17 protein-coding genes are annotated in these 15,036 nt (G+C 65.7%); 13 read left to right on the top strand and 4 right to left on the bottom strand.

Translation table 11 applies throughout. The features are described 5' to 3' along the window. Positions 1-124 precede the first annotated feature (124 nt). On the top strand, positions 125-1,387 hold the full coding sequence (locus tag LGT41_RS05195; protein WP_274129023.1) for a site-specific DNA-methyltransferase: 1,263 nt from the start codon (positions 125-127) through the stop codon (positions 1,385-1,387). Then, complete coding sequence (locus tag LGT41_RS05190; protein WP_274129022.1) at positions 1,384-2,712, top strand: site-specific DNA-methyltransferase; 1,329 nt, start codon at positions 1,384-1,386, stop codon at positions 2,710-2,712. The genes LGT41_RS05195 and LGT41_RS05190 overlap by 4 nt, the downstream gene beginning before the upstream one ends. A 78-nt stretch (positions 2,713-2,790) precedes the next feature. Here LGT41_RS05190 and LGT41_RS05185 read toward each other — a convergent pair whose 3' ends face one another. The 3 genes from LGT41_RS05185 to LGT41_RS05175 form a co-directional block, all read right to left on the bottom strand. Continuing rightward, complete coding sequence (locus LGT41_RS05185) at positions 2,791-3,297, bottom strand: hypothetical protein (RefSeq protein ID WP_274129021.1); 507 nt, start codon at positions 3,295-3,297, stop codon at positions 2,791-2,793. Between the two features lie 130 nt (positions 3,298-3,427). Further along, positions 3,428-3,988, bottom strand: a complete 561-nt coding sequence (locus LGT41_RS05180) for a DUF3489 domain-containing protein (RefSeq protein WP_274129020.1) — start codon at positions 3,986-3,988, stop codon at positions 3,428-3,430. A gap of 94 nt (positions 3,989-4,082) precedes the next feature. Next, on the bottom strand, positions 4,083-4,310 hold the full coding sequence (locus LGT41_RS05175) for a hypothetical protein (RefSeq protein WP_274129666.1): 228 nt from the start codon (positions 4,308-4,310) through the stop codon (positions 4,083-4,085). 116 nt (positions 4,311-4,426) lie between these two features. On the opposite strand from LGT41_RS05175, the gene LGT41_RS05170 reads away from it, so the two are divergent. Genes LGT41_RS05170 through LGT41_RS05130 form a run of 9 tightly spaced genes read left to right on the top strand, consistent with a single transcriptional unit; the run spans position 4,427 to position 12,451 of the window. Continuing rightward, a complete protein-coding gene (locus tag LGT41_RS05170; protein ID WP_274129018.1) occupies positions 4,427-4,963 on the top strand; it encodes a hypothetical protein in 537 nt (178 codons plus the stop codon). Continuing rightward, entirely contained in the window at positions 4,911-6,962 is a 2,052-nt protein-coding gene (locus LGT41_RS05165) for a phage terminase large subunit family protein (protein WP_274129017.1), read from the top strand. Before LGT41_RS05170 ends, LGT41_RS05165 begins: the two co-directional genes overlap by 53 nt. Next, positions 6,962-7,174 (top strand): phage head-tail joining protein, encoded by a 213-nt coding sequence (locus LGT41_RS05160; RefSeq protein WP_274129016.1) that lies wholly within the window; start codon positions 6,962-6,964, stop codon positions 7,172-7,174. The genes LGT41_RS05165 and LGT41_RS05160 overlap by 1 nt, the downstream gene beginning before the upstream one ends. 2 nt (positions 7,175-7,176) lie before the next feature. Continuing rightward, entirely contained in the window at positions 7,177-8,688 is a 1,512-nt protein-coding gene (locus LGT41_RS05155) for a phage portal protein (protein ID WP_274129015.1), read from the top strand. Further along, positions 8,688-9,998 (top strand): S49 family peptidase, encoded by a 1,311-nt coding sequence (locus LGT41_RS05150; RefSeq protein WP_274129665.1) that lies wholly within the window; start codon positions 8,688-8,690, stop codon positions 9,996-9,998. Before LGT41_RS05155 ends, LGT41_RS05150 begins: the two co-directional genes overlap by 1 nt. 41 nt (positions 9,999-10,039) lie before the next feature. Then, positions 10,040-10,420, top strand: a complete 381-nt coding sequence (locus LGT41_RS05145) for a head decoration protein (RefSeq protein ID WP_274129014.1) — start codon at positions 10,040-10,042, stop codon at positions 10,418-10,420. A 47-nt stretch (positions 10,421-10,467) separates the two neighbouring features. Then, positions 10,468-11,490, top strand: coding sequence for a major capsid protein (locus LGT41_RS05140; protein WP_274129013.1), 1,023 nt, complete (start codon positions 10,468-10,470; stop codon positions 11,488-11,490). A gap of 11 nt (positions 11,491-11,501) precedes the next feature. Further along, on the top strand, positions 11,502-11,816 hold the full coding sequence (locus tag LGT41_RS05135) for a head-tail joining protein (RefSeq protein WP_274129012.1): 315 nt from the start codon (positions 11,502-11,504) through the stop codon (positions 11,814-11,816). Continuing rightward, complete coding sequence (locus LGT41_RS05130; RefSeq protein ID WP_274129011.1) at positions 11,813-12,451, top strand: DUF6441 family protein; 639 nt, start codon at positions 11,813-11,815, stop codon at positions 12,449-12,451. The genes LGT41_RS05135 and LGT41_RS05130 overlap by 4 nt, the downstream gene beginning before the upstream one ends. Here LGT41_RS05130 and LGT41_RS05125 read toward each other — a convergent pair. Then, on the bottom strand, positions 12,426-13,592 hold the full coding sequence (locus tag LGT41_RS05125) for a hypothetical protein (RefSeq protein WP_274129010.1): 1,167 nt from the start codon (positions 13,590-13,592) through the stop codon (positions 12,426-12,428). The genes LGT41_RS05130 and LGT41_RS05125 overlap by 26 nt on opposite strands. Positions 13,593-13,649: 57 nt before the next feature. On the opposite strand from LGT41_RS05125, the gene LGT41_RS05120 reads away from it, so the two are divergent. After that, positions 13,650-14,072, top strand: coding sequence for an acyl-CoA transferase (locus tag LGT41_RS05120; protein WP_274129009.1), 423 nt, complete (start codon positions 13,650-13,652; stop codon positions 14,070-14,072). A 23-nt stretch (positions 14,073-14,095) separates the two neighbouring features. Beyond that, complete coding sequence (locus tag LGT41_RS05115) at positions 14,096-15,034, top strand: phage tail tube protein (RefSeq protein WP_274129008.1); 939 nt, start codon at positions 14,096-14,098, stop codon at positions 15,032-15,034. The last annotated feature ends 2 nt before the right edge of the window (positions 15,035-15,036 follow it).

Below are 15,036 nucleotides of genomic sequence, written 5' to 3'. Positions count from 1 at the left end.
CACTTTTCGGGTTGACAGACCTGCCCCCATTGACCTACCCCTTGATCATCGAAGAATTGCGCCCGGAGGAACCCCCTCGCGGGCGCTTTTCATTTCCCCTCCCCCACATCCCGAGCCCCATCCCATGGACCTCGTCTTCGCGCCGAGCCAGATTGAAACTTGGCCGATTGCCCGGCTGCGCCCCTATGCCCGCAATGCCAAGATGCACGGCTACGACCAGGTGGCGAAGATCGCCGCCAGCATGGCCAAGTTCGGCTGGACCGTCCCCTGCATGGTCGCCGACGACGGCGAGCTGATCGCGGGCCATGGTCGGGTGCTGGCTGCGACCATGCTCGGGCTGACCGAGGTGCCGGTGATCCGGCTCAGCCATCTCGACGAGGCGGAACGCCGGGCCTACCGGATCGCCGATAACAAGCTGACCGAACTGGGCGAGTGGGACGAAGCCCTGTTGCGCGACGAGATCGCGGGGCTCTTGGCCGAGGATTTCGACCTGACGCTGCTCGGCATCAGCGACGATGACCTCGACGCGCTTCTGCGGGATCCCGAGGCGCTGGGCGGCGACGGCCCGGTCGAGGGCGAGGACGATGTTCCCGATCTGCCTGTCACGCCAGTTTCGGTGCCGGGCGACATCTGGCAGTTCGGCGCGCACCGGCTGATCTGCGGCGACAGCACCGCGGCCGATGTGGTGGGGCGGCTACTCGGTGATGTGCGTCCCCTGCTGATGGTCACCGACCCGCCCTATGGCGTCGAATACGATCCCTCCTGGCGCAATGCCGCGGGGGCCGCGAAGACGAAACGCACTGGCAAGGTACTGAATGACGACCGCGCCGACTGGCGCGAAGCCTGGGCGCTGTTCCCCGGCGACGTCGCCTATGTCTGGCACGGCGCGCTGCATGCCGCGACCGTGGCGGACAGCCTGACCGCTGCTGGTTTCGCGATCCGGTCGCAGATCATCTGGGCGAAGGACCGGCTGGTCCTCAGCCGCGGCGACTACCACTGGCAGCACGAACCCTGCTGGTATGCGGTGCGCGCCAAAGGCCAGGGGCACTGGGCCGGGGACCGCAAGCAGACCACGCTGTGGCAGATCGCCAACCGGGATCAGGATGCCGACACCGTACACGGCACGCAAAAGCCGGTCGAATGCATGCGGCGGCCGATCCTGAACAATTCCAGCCCCGGCCAGGCGGTCTATGAACCCTTCATGGGATCCGGCACCACCCTGATCGCGGCGGAAACCACGGGCCGGGTGTGCTTCGGGGTCGAGTTGAACCCGGCCTATGTCGACGTGGCCATCGAGCGCTGGCAGTCCTTCACCGGCCAAGAGGCTGTGCTGGCGGAAACCGGCGAAACCTTCGCCGCCCTCAAGGCGAAGCGGCTCCCGGCATGAACGCGCCCCTCCTGCCCGGCCGGATCGAGCATTGGCCGCTGGCCCGCCTCCGGCCTTACGCGCGGAATGCCAAATCCCACGATGCCGACCAGGTCACGAAGATCGCCGCCAGCATGGCCGAATTCGGCTGGACGGTCCCCTGCCTCGTCGCCGCGGATGGCGAGTTGATCGCTGGCCATGGCCGTGTCCTGGCGGCCGCGCAACTTGGCCTGTCCGAGGTGCCGGTCATCGTGCTGGGCCATCTGACCGAAGCGCAGCGGCGCGCGTATCGGATCGCCGACAACAAGCTGACCGAACTGGGCGGGTGGGACGAGGCGCTGCTGCTCGAGGAACTGCGGGGCCTGATGGCCGAGGACTTTGACCTCGGGTTGATCGGCATCCCCGAGGACGAACTGGACGCGCTGCTGAACGATGCCGACGACCGCACACCCATCGATGATGACACCGCCGATACGATCCCCGAGGCCCCGGCCGATCCGATCACCCGACCGGGCGACATCTGGGCGCTGGGCGATCATCGGCTGATCTGCGGCGATGCCACCGACCCTGCCGTGGTGGCGCGGCTGATGGACGGTGCGCAGGCGGCGCTCCTCTTCACCTCGCCGCCCTACGCGCAGCAGCGCGACTATGGCGCGGCGAAGGAAAAGGTCGGCGACTGGGATGCGCTGATGCAGGGCATGTTCGCCGCGGCGCCCGTCACCGCCGATGCCCAGCTGCTGGTGAACCTCGGCCTCGTCCATCGCGATGGCGAGTGGATCCCGTATTGGGAGGGTTGGCTCGACTGGATGCGCGCGCAGGGCTGGCGGCGCTTCGGCTGGTATGTCTGGGACCAGGGGCCCGGGCTTCCGGGCGACTGGAACGGCCGCCTCGCGCCGTCGCACGAGTTCATCTTCCACTTCAACCGCCAGCCGCGGAAGCCGAACAAGACGGTAGAGAGCAAGCACGCAGGCGAGACCCTCGGCGGCGGCGGGTTGCGCGGGGCCGACGGCACGGTCCACCGCAAGACCGGCTTCGGCAAGGCGATCCAGAGCCATCGCATCCCCGACAGCGTGTTCCGGATCATGCGCCACAAGGGCGGGCTGGGCGCCGCCGGATCCCACCCGGCCGTGTTCCCGGTGGCGCTGGTGGAGGCGGTGCTGGAGGCATTCTCCGACCCCGGCGACCTGGTGTTCGAACCCTTCTGCGGCTCCGGCACCCAGCTGATCGCCGCGGAACGCACCGGGCGGCGCTGCTGCGCGGTGGAACTGGACCCGGTCTACTGCGACGTTGCCGTGCGGCGGTGGGAGTTGGCGACGGGGCGGAAGGCGATACTTGCGAGCGATTAACGTGGTAGAGAACCAGACGCTGTGTCAGCTTTGCGGGACGGAGGGGACGTTGCTCACAACCGCGTCTTGTTTGCTTCGTCAATTTCCCAGCATCTGCGAGAAGGTCATGTCCACACGACACATTCGGCAAGGCGGCTTTCCATCCTCTAAAGTCAGGATATCGCCTTCAGAGACCTCTTCCACACCCAGATCATCATGGATTCGGTTGGCCTCAAGAAATGCAAAAACCCCTCCCCGATCTTCAAAACTATCGGGGAAGGTGACAGTGATAATGTCGATCACTGTGAGAGTTTTCGGGGAGCCTTGACTGATCTGTATTGTCTCCCCGGACCAGTTGCCGGTCAGAACGTCAAATTGACCGGGATTCCACATAAATGTGCGGCCATCCTGAGCAAAGTATACGACGCCTGATCCGTGCCTATCAGATAAGAAGCGGGCAGTTTTTCCCGCCAGCTCATTCGACACCGCGCTGGGGGTGGACGCGGCTTCGTCCTGCTGCGCAAAGACATTACCGGGCCAGCCCATCAAGAGAGATGACACAGAAACCGCACTCAGCACGCGCAACATCGCTTGAACCTTCCACATTCTATTTGCCCCTTGCGCGCCATAAATGGCGCAATCCGACCATGTGTTTAGCTTTCAACAGTGACGAAACTTTGTCGCGAAGACTCTGCCTTCATCTATAGCGGGTGACCGCTATGGGCTCATCGCGTCGTCATCCGATCCGATACACCATCCCCCTACCCTCAACCTTCTCGGCGGTGATGGGCAGGCCCAGCTTCTTCTTCAGGGCACCTGAGATCGAGCCGCGGACCGTGTGCGATTGCCACGAGGTGGCCTCCACCATCTCGGCAATGGTGGCACCCTCGGGACGCTGAAGCATGGCGATGATCTGGGCCTGCTTGGTGCCAGCGCGGATGGCGACGGGCTTCGCGGTGCCGGTGTCTTCGGGCGCTTCCGCGGGTTCCGCCTTGGGCTTCGCCCTCCGCGCGCTGACAACCGCACTGGCCACCACCGGCTCGATCCCGATGGCCTCCAGCCCGGCCTCGGTGGCGATCAGCGTGGTGCCATGTCCGTCGCCGGTCTCGCGCCACATCGGCTCGCCACGGCGCAGGTTGGCCTCGACCTCCTCGAGCCAGCCGCGGGCGATCATCTTGCCGACAACCATCTTGGCTGCGGCGCCGACCAGCCCCTCGGGCAGCGGCAGGGCGAGGTTGCCCGGCCGGGTCGCGGCGCGGGAGAGGATCAGGGATTGGGTGTCGGACGGGGTGGTCATGGGGGCCTCCGGGCGCTGTGGCGCGCGGTGTGCACGCCTTCTACGGAGGCAAGCCCCGTAGTCGGACGGGGCGGCCTTGGCGCCGCGCGGAGCGTCAGGCAGCGTGCTCGCCTTCCTTGAAGGCGCTGTCGGTGATCTGACGCAGCAGGCCCGCGTAGTGCTTCAGCGTCCCGACATGCCCCCAATGGATCTCGTCGGGGTGGGTCTCGAAATGGTCGTCGCTGAGGGCCTTCAGGCGCTCCAGCATCACGTCAATCTCGGCCTTGGCGGCGATGAAGGCGTCGAGGGATTTGTCGTTCGAGGCGGCGCGGCGGGTGGTCATGGCGGGCAATCCTTCGCTGAGTTGCATCGTTTCCTTGCGATCAGACTCGCTCTGTCGCGCCCTCTAATCAACTGAGTACCAAGCGATATCATTGGCTTGATTGGATTATCCGCACCATGAAGGGCATGAGCGAACGCGAGTACGCGGCGCATTCCGGCCTGTCTCGCGGCGGGGTGCAGAAGGCGCGCAAGAACGGGCGGCTGGTGGTCCATGACGACGGGTCGATCAACGCCGCGGCCTCGGATGTGCGGCGGGCCGAGATGACGGATCCCGACCAGCAGCGGCGCAGCGTGAGTGGGGATGGGCTAGCCAGCGGTGCGGGCGAGACCTCGTCATACATCAAGGCCCGCACGCTTCTGACGGTCTATGCCGCGCAGGACAAGCAGATCGCGGTCCAGAAGAAGAAGGGCACTCTGGTCGACCGCGCGCGGGCGGAAACGCTGGTGTTTCGCCTCGCGCGGCAGGAACGGGATGTCTGGGTCACCTGGCCCGGACGGGTGGCCGCGCTGATGGCGGCGCAGATCATGGCGGAGGTGGAACGGCAATCCGGGGCATCGGTGACGATCGAGACCGCGATCATGCAAAGGGTGCTGGAAGCCCATGTCCGCGAACAGCTCGACGCCCTCGCCGACCTCCGGGTCTCGCTTGCATGATGAGGACGATGACAACGACCTGACGGCCGGTCTCGACCTCGGTTTCGATGGTGCCGAAGACCTTTTGCGGGTCTGGCGGCAGGGAATGCGGCCTGATCCGAACCTGACAGTGTCGGAATGGGCGGATCAGCATCGCTGGCTGTCCTCACGCGGCGCGGCGGAGCCGGGGCGCTATCGCACCGCCCGCGCGCCCTACTTGCGCGAGATCATGGATGCGCTCTCTCCCGGCCATCCGGCGCAGCGCATCACCTTCATGAAGGCGGCGCAGGTGGGCGCGACCGAGGCCGGGAACAACTGGATCGGCTTCGTGATCCATCACGCTCCGGGGCCGATGCTGGCGGTGCTGCCAAGCCTGGAACTGGCGAAGCGGACCTCGCGGGGCCGTCTTGATCCGCTGATTGCGGACAGCCCGGTGCTCCGCGAACGGGTGAACCCGGCAAGGTCGCGGGATGCGGGCAATTCGATGCTGTCGAAGGAATTTCCCGGCGGCATCCTGGTGCTGACCGGCGCGAACAGCGCCACCGGCCTGCGGTCGATGCCCGCGCGCTATGTCTTCCTCGACGAGGTCGACGCCTATCCGGCCTCGGCCGACGAGGAAGGCGATCCAGTCACGCTGGCCGAGGCGCGGACCACGACCTTCTCGCATCGGCGCAAAGTGTTCATGGTCTCGACCCCGACGATCCGGGGGCTGTCCCGGATCGAGCGCGAGTTCGAGGCAACCGACCAGCGGCGCTACTTCGTCCCCTGCCCGCACTGCGGCACGATGCAGTGGCTGCAGTTCGACCGGCTGCGCTGGGCAAAGGGAAAACCCGAAACCGCCGCCTACCACTGCGAGGGATGCGAACGGCCCATCGCCGAGCACCACAAGACCGAGATGCTGGCCCGCGGCGAATGGCGGGCGACGGCGCTCTCCAGGAATCCTAAGGCCATCGGCTTCCACCTCTCGGCGCTCTATTCGCCGCTCGGGTGGAAAAGCTGGTCCGACGTCGCGCGGGAATGGCTGGCGGCCCAGGGGTCGGACGAGACACTGCGCGTAGCACGCAACACGCTCTTAGGCGAGACATGGGTCGAAAGCGGCGATGCGCCGGAATGGCAACGGCTGGCGGATCGGCGCGAGGCGTGGAAGCCGGGCACCGTGCCTGCGGCTGGCCTGTTCCTGACCGCAGGCGCCGACGTGCAGAGGGACCGGATCGAGGTCGACATCTGGGCCTGGGGCCGGGGCCTCGAGTCCTGGCTCGTCGATCACATCGTCATTCCGGGCGGGCCCGACGATCCGGCGGCGTGGGACAAGCTGACCGCCCTTCTCGGCCGGTCGTGGCAGCATGCCAACGGTGCCTTCATGACGGTGGCACGGCTTGGCATCGACACCGGCTATGAGGCCGCGGCGGTCTACGCATGGTCGCGCAAGGTCGGGTTCGAACAGGTAGCGCCCCTGAAGGGGCTTGAGGGCTTCAACCGCGCAGCCCCTGTGTCGGGCCCGACCTTCGTTGACGCCACCATCGGCGGGAAACGGCTGCGCCGCGGCGCGCGGCTCTGGTCGGTGGCGACCGCGACGTTCAAGGCCGAGACCTATCGGTTCCTGCGGATCGAACGCCCCTCGGATGAGGACCGCACCTCCGGAGTGCTCGACGCTCCCGGCACGATCCACCTGCCCGGCTGGGCCGACACCGAATGGCTGAAGCAACTCGTTGCCGAGCAGCTGGTCACGATCCGCAACAAGCGCGGCTATGCCCACCAGGAATGGCAGAAGATGCGCGAACGGAACGAGGCGCTGGACTGCCGGGTCTACGCCCGTGCCGCGGCATGGATCCTCGGCGCCGACCGATGGGACGAAGCCACCTGGCGGCGGCTCGAGGCGCAGGCGGGCGTCGAAACGCGCATGCCCGCGGCCGTCGCAACTGACACCACACCACCCGATCCGGCCCAGCCCAAGGCCGGAGCCCTGACCACGCCACGCCGGAAACGGCGGGCCTATACCCCGAACTTCATGAGGGACTGATGGACCTGGAACGCATGCAGGCCCTGCTGACCACGCTGCAGGAAGCCCGCTTTGCCGGGCTGCGCAGCGTCAGCTACGACGGCAAGACCGTGACTTATGGATCGGACGCCGAACTGGCGGCGGCGATCCGGGATCTGGAGGGCCGGATTGCTACGGCCTCTTCTACTCCGCGTCGCCGCCGCTGGGCCACGGTCGCGACGAAGGGTCTGTGACCATGGTGCTGGATGCCTTCCGTCAGCGCCTTGGCTCGATCATCGGTGGCTTCGACGCCGCGCAATCCCATCGGCGCATGCGCGGGTTCCGCGCCACCCGCGCCCATGTGAACACGCTGATCGCGGCCTCGGGCGAGACCATCACCGCACGGGCGCGCTGGCTGGTCAGGAACAATGGCTATGCGGCCAACGCCGTCGATGCCTTTGCCAACCATGTTGTGGGCGACGGGATCAAGCCCTCGTCAAAGATCACCGATCCCGCCAGGAAGGAGGAATTGCAGAAGCTCTGGCTCGCCTGGACGGACGAGGCCGATGCCGAGGGGCTGACTGACTTCTTCGGCCTTCAGCGTCGCGCCGCGCGCGAAGTGTTTCTGGCAGGTGAGGTCTTCCTGCGCATCCGGACGCGGCGGCCGGAGGATGGGCTGACCGTGCCGATGCAGTTGCAGATGCTGCCCTCGGAAATGCTGCCCCAGGACATGACCCGGATCCTGCCCGGCGCGGGATCGATCCGGCAGGGCATCGAATTCGACGGGATCGGGCGGCGCGTGGCGTACCACTTCCTGCGCCGTCATCCGGGCGACATGACTGATCCGGGGCTGGCGAGCGAAACGGTGCGGGTTCCCGCCTCCGAGGTGATCCACATCCTCGACCCGGTGGAGGCGGGCCAGCTGCGCGGCGTGTCACGCTTCGCCGCGGCCGCGGTGAAGCTCTTCACCCTCGACCTCTACGACGATGCGGAACTGGAGCGGAAGAAGACCGCAGCGATGTTCGCGATGTTCATCACATCGCCTGCCCCGGAAACCGCCCTCGACCCGGCCGAGGACGACCTCGAGGTGGAACCCGGACAGGTGGTGCGGCTTGACCCGGGCGAGGATGTCACCACGCCATCAACGCCGGACTCGGGCAGCACTTACGAGCCGTTCCAGTACCGCACGCTTCTGCAGATCGGCGCGGCGCTGGGCGTGCCCTATGGGTACCTGACCGGCGACACGGCGAAGGGCAACTTCTCGAACACGCGGATCGCCCTCGTCGACTTCCGGCGCCGCATCTCGGCCTTCCAGCATTCGGTCATGGTCTATCAGCTCTGCCGCGCTGTCTGGACACGCTGGATGGACATGGCGGTGCTGGCGGGCGCCATCGATCTGCCAGGCTATGCGACCGACCGGCGCGCATACCTCGCCTGCGACTGGCTCCCCACCAAGTGGGACTGGATCGATCCGGCCAAGGATGCGGCGGCCGAAATCCTGCAGATCGAAGCAGGCCTGAAATCCCGAACGCAGGCCATCGCCGAGCGCGGCTACGACGCAGAACAGGTCGACCGCGAGATCGCTGCGGAACGCAAGCGCGAGGCGGAACTCGGGCTCGACTTCCGGCGGCCAGGATCGCCCGCGCAGGCGGTCGGTGGCGGCGCTGGGTCAGGTGATGCCGAGGACCGGCAGCAAGATCAGCAGGACGACGGCAATCAGGAAGACGACGGCGAGGACCGGGAACCCCGGCCCGCGGAGGACGCATGATGCACCACACCCAGATCGCCCAGCGCGTCTTCAACACACCGCTGATGGTCGATCCCGCCAAGGCGCTGGCCTTCCTGACCGGGCTTGGTCCGCGGATCACCGGCAGGGAAATCACGGTCGAGGGAATGCCCGTGGATCCCGCAGATCAGGCCACTGCCGCACTCCCTGCCCGCGCCTCTCTCTTCAACGACGACCTGACCAGCCGCCAGGCGCGGAACGGAAGCCAGCCCTTCGCTGTGGTGGACGGGATCGCCGTCATCGAGATCGCGGGCACGCTGGTGCATCGTGGTGCCTGGATCGGGCAATCCTCCGGTCTGACCTCCTACGAGGGGATCGCGACCCAGCTGCAGGCGGCCGTCACCGATCCGGCGATCCGCGGCATCGCCCTCGATATCGACAGCTTCGGCGGCGAAGTGGCGGGAGCTTTTGACCTCGCGGATCGTATCCGGGCCGCTCGGACGCAGAAGCCTGTGCAGGCCTTTGTCGCCGATCACGCCCTCTCAGCCGCCTATGCGCTGGCCTCGCAGGCCGACCGGATCATCCTGCCCCGCACCGGGGCCGTCGGAAGCATCGGCGTCGTGGCCATGCACAGCGACATGAGTGGGGCGCTGGACCAGAAGGGCATCGCGGTCACGCTGATCCATGCCGGGGCCCGCAAGGTCGATGCGAACCCTTACCAGCCCCTGCCCGAGGCCGTACGCGACCGGATCGCGGGCGAGTTGGAGGACCTGCGGCAGCTCTTCGCCGAAACCGTCGCCGAAGGTCGTGGTCGCCGCCTCGAAGCACTTCGGGCGCTGGGCACCGAGGCCGCCGTCTTCCGCGGGGAGGCGGCGGTCTTCGCCGGTCTCGCCGACGAGGTGGCCGATCCCGTCACCGCCTTCCGCGCTTTCGCCGCCGCACCCCGCGGCACAACCCCCCCCATAGGAAAGGGTCCGATGATGACCACCGCCCCCGAAGATCATGCGCAGCCTGCGGCCGCACCTGCCGCCAGCACCCCGCCGGAACCGGCCGCGCCCACGGCAGTCGCGCCGCCGAAAACCGAGGCGGCCGCGATCTCCCCCGAAGCGATCCGCGCCGAGGCGGCCGAGGTCGCGCAGGTTTGTGCGCAAGCCGCCCGGCTCGGCATCCAGATCGATGCCGCCGACGCCGTCGCCAAGGGCGTGAAACCCGAAGCCTTGCGCGCCAAGGTGCTGGCCGATCTCGCCGCGCGCAGCGATGCCGCGGGCATCATTGCCACCGCTCCGGCGGCTGGCGCGAAGGAAAGCCCCATCGTCGCGGCTGCGAAGAAGTCGGCCGCCGCCTCGCGCTGAACCCAGCGCACCCCATCCCCCAACATCATGGAGACTGAACCATGCCCGTCCTGACGGAACCGCCCAGCATGGGCGATGTCCTCAAATATGAGGTCAACCCGAACTACACCCGCGAGGTGGTGACGCTGCTCGCGGGCATGCCCTATCCCGTCGGCGCCGTCCTCGGCCGCATCACGGCCAGCGGCAAATACAAGCTCGCGACCAGCGGCGGCACCGATGGAGCACAGACCGCCACGGCGGTGCTCCTCTATGCCGTCGACGCCACGCTGGCAGATGCCTCCGGCATCGTCGTCGCCCGCGGCCCGGTCATCGTCTCGCGCGCAGGCCTCGCCTACGACGCCACCGTCGATGACGGCACCAAGATCGCCGCAAAACTCACCCAGTTGGCCGCCGTCGGCATCATCGCCCGCGACGCCGTCTGACGCTGCCCAACCGGCCGCACCCATCCCCTCACCCCCGGAGCATCCCCATGACCCTCGTCCGCAATCCCTTCGACGCTGGCGGCTATTCGCTGGCCGAGATGACGCAGGCCATCAACATCCTGCCCAACCTCTACACCCGCCTCGCCCAGATCGGCCTCTTCCGCTTCGAAGGGGTCAGCCAGCGCTCGGTCATCATCGAGCAGTACGAGGGCGTCCTGAGCCTGCTGCCCTCCGTCCCCCTCGGCGGCCCCGCCACGGTCGGCACCCGCGAGGGCCGCTCCATGCGCAGCTTCGCACTGCCGTGGATCCCGCATGACGACGTGGTCCTGCCTGCCGATCTTCAGGGCCAGCCCGCGCTGGGTGCGATCGACGCGGCCGATCCGCTGGTCGAAGTGATGAACCGCAAGCTGCTGCTCATGCGCCGCAAACATGCCCAGACCCGCGAATACATGGAGATGAACGCGCTGCGCGGAATCGTGAAGGACGGGGCCGGGACCACCCTCTACAACTACTTCACCGAATTCGGCCTGGCGCAGATCTCGGTGGACTTCGTCCTCGGCACTGCGGGGACCAACGTGCAAGGCAAGGTCCGCGAGGTGCTGCGGGCCATCGAGGACAACCTTCTCGGCGAGGCGATGACCAGCGTCCATGCCCTCGTCAGCCGCGAGTTCTTCGACAAGCTGATCGCACACCCGAAGACCGAGGAGGCCTACAAGTTCTACGCCTCGACCGGTGCCCAGCCCCTGCGCGAGGATGTGCGGCGCAACTTCCCCTTCGGCGGCATCCTGTTCGAGGAATACTCCGGCACCGTCACCCTCTCGACCAAGGCGACCGAACGGCTGGTCCCGGCAAACGAAGGCGTCGCCTTCCCCTTAGGCACGATGGACACCTTCACCACCTATGGGGGCCCGGCGAACCTCCTGGAAACCGCCAACACCATCGGCCTGCCCCTCTACGCCCGCCAGCATCTGGACGAGAAAGGCCGCTGGATCGACGTCATGACCGAGGCCTCGATCCTGCCGGTCAACAAGCGGCCCCGGCTGGCGATCCGCCTGCATACGTCGAACTGACGGACCAACCCATGTCCGTCTTTGCCGCCGCCATGGACCGCATCTTCACCCATGCCTCCATGGCGGCCCCGGCCCTCTGGATCTCGGCCACGACGTCCGAGGAACGGCCGATCCGCATCATCCGCCGCGCGCCCGACCGTGTCACCGACTTCGGCGCGGGACGCTTCGTCAGCGACACGACGATGGTGGATGTGCGCGTGGCCGACCTCCCCGCCCCGCGCCCGGGCGATGTGATCGTCATCGGCGCGGACAGTCATGTGATCCAGGGAGAGCCGCTGCGCGACCGCGAACGGCTGATCTGGACCCTCGATCTGAGGCCAGCATGAGGCTGAAGCTGGAAATCAGCCCCGACCTCGCCGCCCTGATGCAGGCGGAAATCTCCGCGGGTGAAAGGGCCGTCACCACCGCCATGCGCGAGGCGGGCGCAGGCCTCAAATCCGCCTGGCGCGGCCAGATCACCGGCGCTGGGCTTGGCACCAGGCTCGGCAACTCGATCCGCCTCGCGACCTATCCCAAGGGCGGCGAGAGCCTGAACGCCGCGGCGATGGTCTGGTCGAACGCCCCGGTGATCGTCGGCGCGCATGACGCGGGGCCGCTGATCCGGTCAAAGGAAGGATTCTGGCTGGCCATCCCCACCCCGGCCGCGGGCAAATCCACCCGCGGCGGACGGATCACCCCCGGCGAATGGGAGCGACGGACAGGGTTGCGCCTGCGGTTCGTCTATCGGCGTCGCGGCTCGAGCCTGCTGGTGGCCGAAGGGCGGCTGAACACGAAGGGTCGCGCGGTGGCGTCGCGCTCGAAGACAGGCCGGGGCGTCGTGACTGCGCCAGTTTTCCTGCTGGTGCCGCAGGTCAGGTTGCCGAAGCGACTGGATCTGGCGCGGGATGCAGAGCGGGCGGTGGATGGCGTACCGGGGCTGATCGTGGCTGGGTGGATTAATTCATCACGAATGACAAAATGAAGGCGACCACAATAAGAAATAGACCTGCGAACCTTGTGTAGGACTCAATTGTAAGTCTGCGAGCTACTCGAGCAAATAGTTCGACCGGAAGAACCACGATCCAAAACAACAGTCCCGCAATTAAGAACGCAACAAGATTGAATGCGTTAAAGATCAATGAGACCATCAAATAATATATCTCAAACAGAACATAGAACACCATCATCAAAATGGCAGGAACAATGCTGAGAACTGGCAAAACTGTTTTCACCAACGTAAGCCCAAAAACATAAGGAAGGATGAGTAGCGCCCTCCATATTGTCGCTCTTGGCTGTGAGCTTGGATCATGCGGATGCGGAAACTCGTCGAACAAGAAAACAGCCGACTGCTTTCCACTCACTTCACCACTTTGATCCTGGATCTCCTTGAGAAAGCCAGAACCCAAGTTTTCGTCATGCTTCATGCTCAGGTGCATACGCATAATCGAGGCATGCGCACTTTGCGAAAATTCAAACGCTTTCATAATGTGATGATCGATGAGCGTTGAAAAAAGCGGGTTACTGGGAATTCTAACAATGCCAATAATGGGGATCCTTACGAACGGCGCCAAGTGTATAAAGAATCGTTTGGGGCTCGTCGGGATAAAGTCTCGATTGAAAACCTCTTCGTCCTGCACAACCTCGAACCCAAACAAGTTTGGAGGTAGGACTTGAATCTTGTGAACAAAGCCTGAAACAAACGAGTAAGAGAACCCTTCCGTGACAACTTCGGTGCGATCAGGATGATAAAAATAGAAAACACTTACCTGAAGTGCGTCATCACTAAAATCCTTACCCCAGCTCTCATCGCTCGATCCAAGGTCAACCAAGACCCCCCCTTCTTCTCCAAACCTCTTCCATGACTGCCTAACATACTTCGGATCTGCGACTATATATGGCCCGCTGCGATTCAATCCCTTCCCACGATCAAAAAAGAAGATGCCAGAAAGTATTGACCAGATGCGCGATGATATTCGCGACCGGAAGATGTCCCCAAATGAAAGGCCCCTTAGCTCAGCCAAAGCCTTTTTTTCAAACTCAATAAGGCGAGCCGTTCCGAAAAGATTGGAAGCCATTAGCAGTCCACCAATGAACGCCAAGATCGCAGAAAGAAGCTGCATCATATCGACCCCTCGCGCTCAAGCCGCTGTCAAACGCGCGAAGCCTATTTGGAATCTAGAATGATGACAATCCGCGAAACCGTCCTCGCCGCGCTGCATGCGCGGCTGCAGCCCCTTGCCGCCCTCACTCTGCGCGATGATGTCTTGCCAGAGCGTATCCCGGCGTCCGGGCTGATCACCCTGCGCGACGGCCAGCCGGGCGAGCCGGATGTGACGCTGTCGCCCCTGCGCTATCACTACCAGCACCGCGCCGAGCTGGAGGTCGTCGTCCAGGCGGGCACCGGCCGGGGCAGCGCCTTCGATGACCTGGTCGCCGCCATCGGCGCGGCTCTGGAGGCCGACCGGACGCTGGGCGGCCTTTGTGACTGGGTCGAACCCGAAGCCCCGGCCTCGGTCGACCTGCCCGTCGAGGGCGCGGCGGCCCTGAAGGCGGCGGTGATCACCGTCGTCCTGCACTACTCCACCACCGGCCCTCTGGCCTGAATTCACCCACATAGGAGACCCCCATGGCACGCGCACAGGGCGCGCGGGCGCAGATGGCGCTTGCGTTCGAGACGGTTTACGGCACCCCGCCCGCCAGCGGCTATCGGCTGATGCCCTTCGCCCGCACCACGCTGGGCGCGGAACAGCCCCTGCTGAACAGCGAGCTGTTGGGCTACGGCCGTGATCCCCTGGCCCCCATCAAGGACGCCGTCACCGCAGATGGCGAGGTGGTGGTGCCGATCGATGTGGAGGCCTTTGGCTTCTGGCTCAAGGCTACCTTCGGTTCCCCGACCACGACGGGGACCACGCCCAAGACCCACACCTTCCAGTCGGGGAACTGGACGCTGCCCTCGATGGCCATCGAAGTGGCGATGCCCGAGGTGCCGCGGTTCGCGATGTACGCGGGCTGCGTGATGGACCAGCTGTCGTGGCAGATGAACCGTTCGGGCCTCCTTACGGCGACTGCCCGGCTGATCGCGCAGGGTGAGGCCATCGCAGCCGCTACGGCCGCAGGAACAACGACCGCGCTGGGCCTCCAACGCTTCGGCCATTTCAACGGGGTGGTGAAGCGCAACGGCACGGCGCTCGGGAACGTCGTCTCGGCCGAGATCACCTATGCCAACGGTCTCGACCGGATCGAGACCATCCGCAACGACGGCAAGATCGAAGGCGCCGATCCGGGCATGGCCACGCTGACTGGCCGGATCGAGGTGCGTTTCGCCGATAGCGCCCTCGTCACCCAGGCCATCGACGGCACGCCCTGCGAGCTCGAGTTCGCCTACAGCCTCGGCGCGAATGCCAGTTTCACCTTCACCGCCCATGCCGTCTACCTGCCGGTACCGCGGATCGAAATCCCCGGACCCCAGGGCATCCAGGCCACCTTCGACTGGCAGGCCGCGAAGGCCACAAGCCCCGCCCGGATGTGCACCGCCGTCCTCGTCAACACCGTCACAGGATACTGACC

Source organism: Abyssibius alkaniclasticus, assembly GCF_020447305.1.
Classification (GTDB): domain Bacteria; phylum Pseudomonadota; class Alphaproteobacteria; order Rhodobacterales; family Rhodobacteraceae; genus Abyssibius; species Abyssibius alkaniclasticus.
Note: the sequence above shows the minus strand (reverse complement) of the source record. Positions and strands in the feature narration are given on the sequence as shown.

Coding starts and splice junctions, on each gene's coding strand:
- LGT41_RS05195 (WP_274129023.1), top strand. CDS start 125: ATGGACCTCGTCTTCGCGCCGAGCCAGATTGAAACTTGGCCGATTGCC.
- LGT41_RS05190 (WP_274129022.1), top strand. CDS start 1,384: ATGAACGCGCCCCTCCTGCCCGGCCGGATCGAGCATTGGCCGCTGGCC.
- LGT41_RS05185 (WP_274129021.1), bottom strand. CDS start 3,297: ATGTGGAAGGTTCAAGCGATGTTGCGCGTGCTGAGTGCGGTTTCTGTG.
- LGT41_RS05180 (WP_274129020.1), bottom strand. CDS start 3,988: ATGACCACCCCGTCCGACACCCAATCCCTGATCCTCTCCCGCGCCGCG.
- LGT41_RS05175 (WP_274129666.1), bottom strand. CDS start 4,310: ATGACCACCCGCCGCGCCGCCTCGAACGACAAATCCCTCGACGCCTTC.
- LGT41_RS05170 (WP_274129018.1), top strand. CDS start 4,427: ATGAAGGGCATGAGCGAACGCGAGTACGCGGCGCATTCCGGCCTGTCT.
- LGT41_RS05165 (WP_274129017.1), top strand. CDS start 4,911: ATGTCCGCGAACAGCTCGACGCCCTCGCCGACCTCCGGGTCTCGCTTG.
- LGT41_RS05160 (WP_274129016.1), top strand. CDS start 6,962: ATGGACCTGGAACGCATGCAGGCCCTGCTGACCACGCTGCAGGAAGCC.
- LGT41_RS05155 (WP_274129015.1), top strand. CDS start 7,177: ATGGTGCTGGATGCCTTCCGTCAGCGCCTTGGCTCGATCATCGGTGGC.
- LGT41_RS05150 (WP_274129665.1), top strand. CDS start 8,688: ATGCACCACACCCAGATCGCCCAGCGCGTCTTCAACACACCGCTGATG.
- LGT41_RS05145 (WP_274129014.1), top strand. CDS start 10,040: ATGCCCGTCCTGACGGAACCGCCCAGCATGGGCGATGTCCTCAAATAT.
- LGT41_RS05140 (WP_274129013.1), top strand. CDS start 10,468: ATGACCCTCGTCCGCAATCCCTTCGACGCTGGCGGCTATTCGCTGGCC.
- LGT41_RS05135 (WP_274129012.1), top strand. CDS start 11,502: ATGTCCGTCTTTGCCGCCGCCATGGACCGCATCTTCACCCATGCCTCC.
- LGT41_RS05130 (WP_274129011.1), top strand. CDS start 11,813: ATGAGGCTGAAGCTGGAAATCAGCCCCGACCTCGCCGCCCTGATGCAG.
- LGT41_RS05125 (WP_274129010.1), bottom strand. CDS start 13,592: ATGATGCAGCTTCTTTCTGCGATCTTGGCGTTCATTGGTGGACTGCTA.
- LGT41_RS05120 (WP_274129009.1), top strand. CDS start 13,650: ATGATGACAATCCGCGAAACCGTCCTCGCCGCGCTGCATGCGCGGCTG.
- LGT41_RS05115 (WP_274129008.1), top strand. CDS start 14,096: ATGGCACGCGCACAGGGCGCGCGGGCGCAGATGGCGCTTGCGTTCGAG.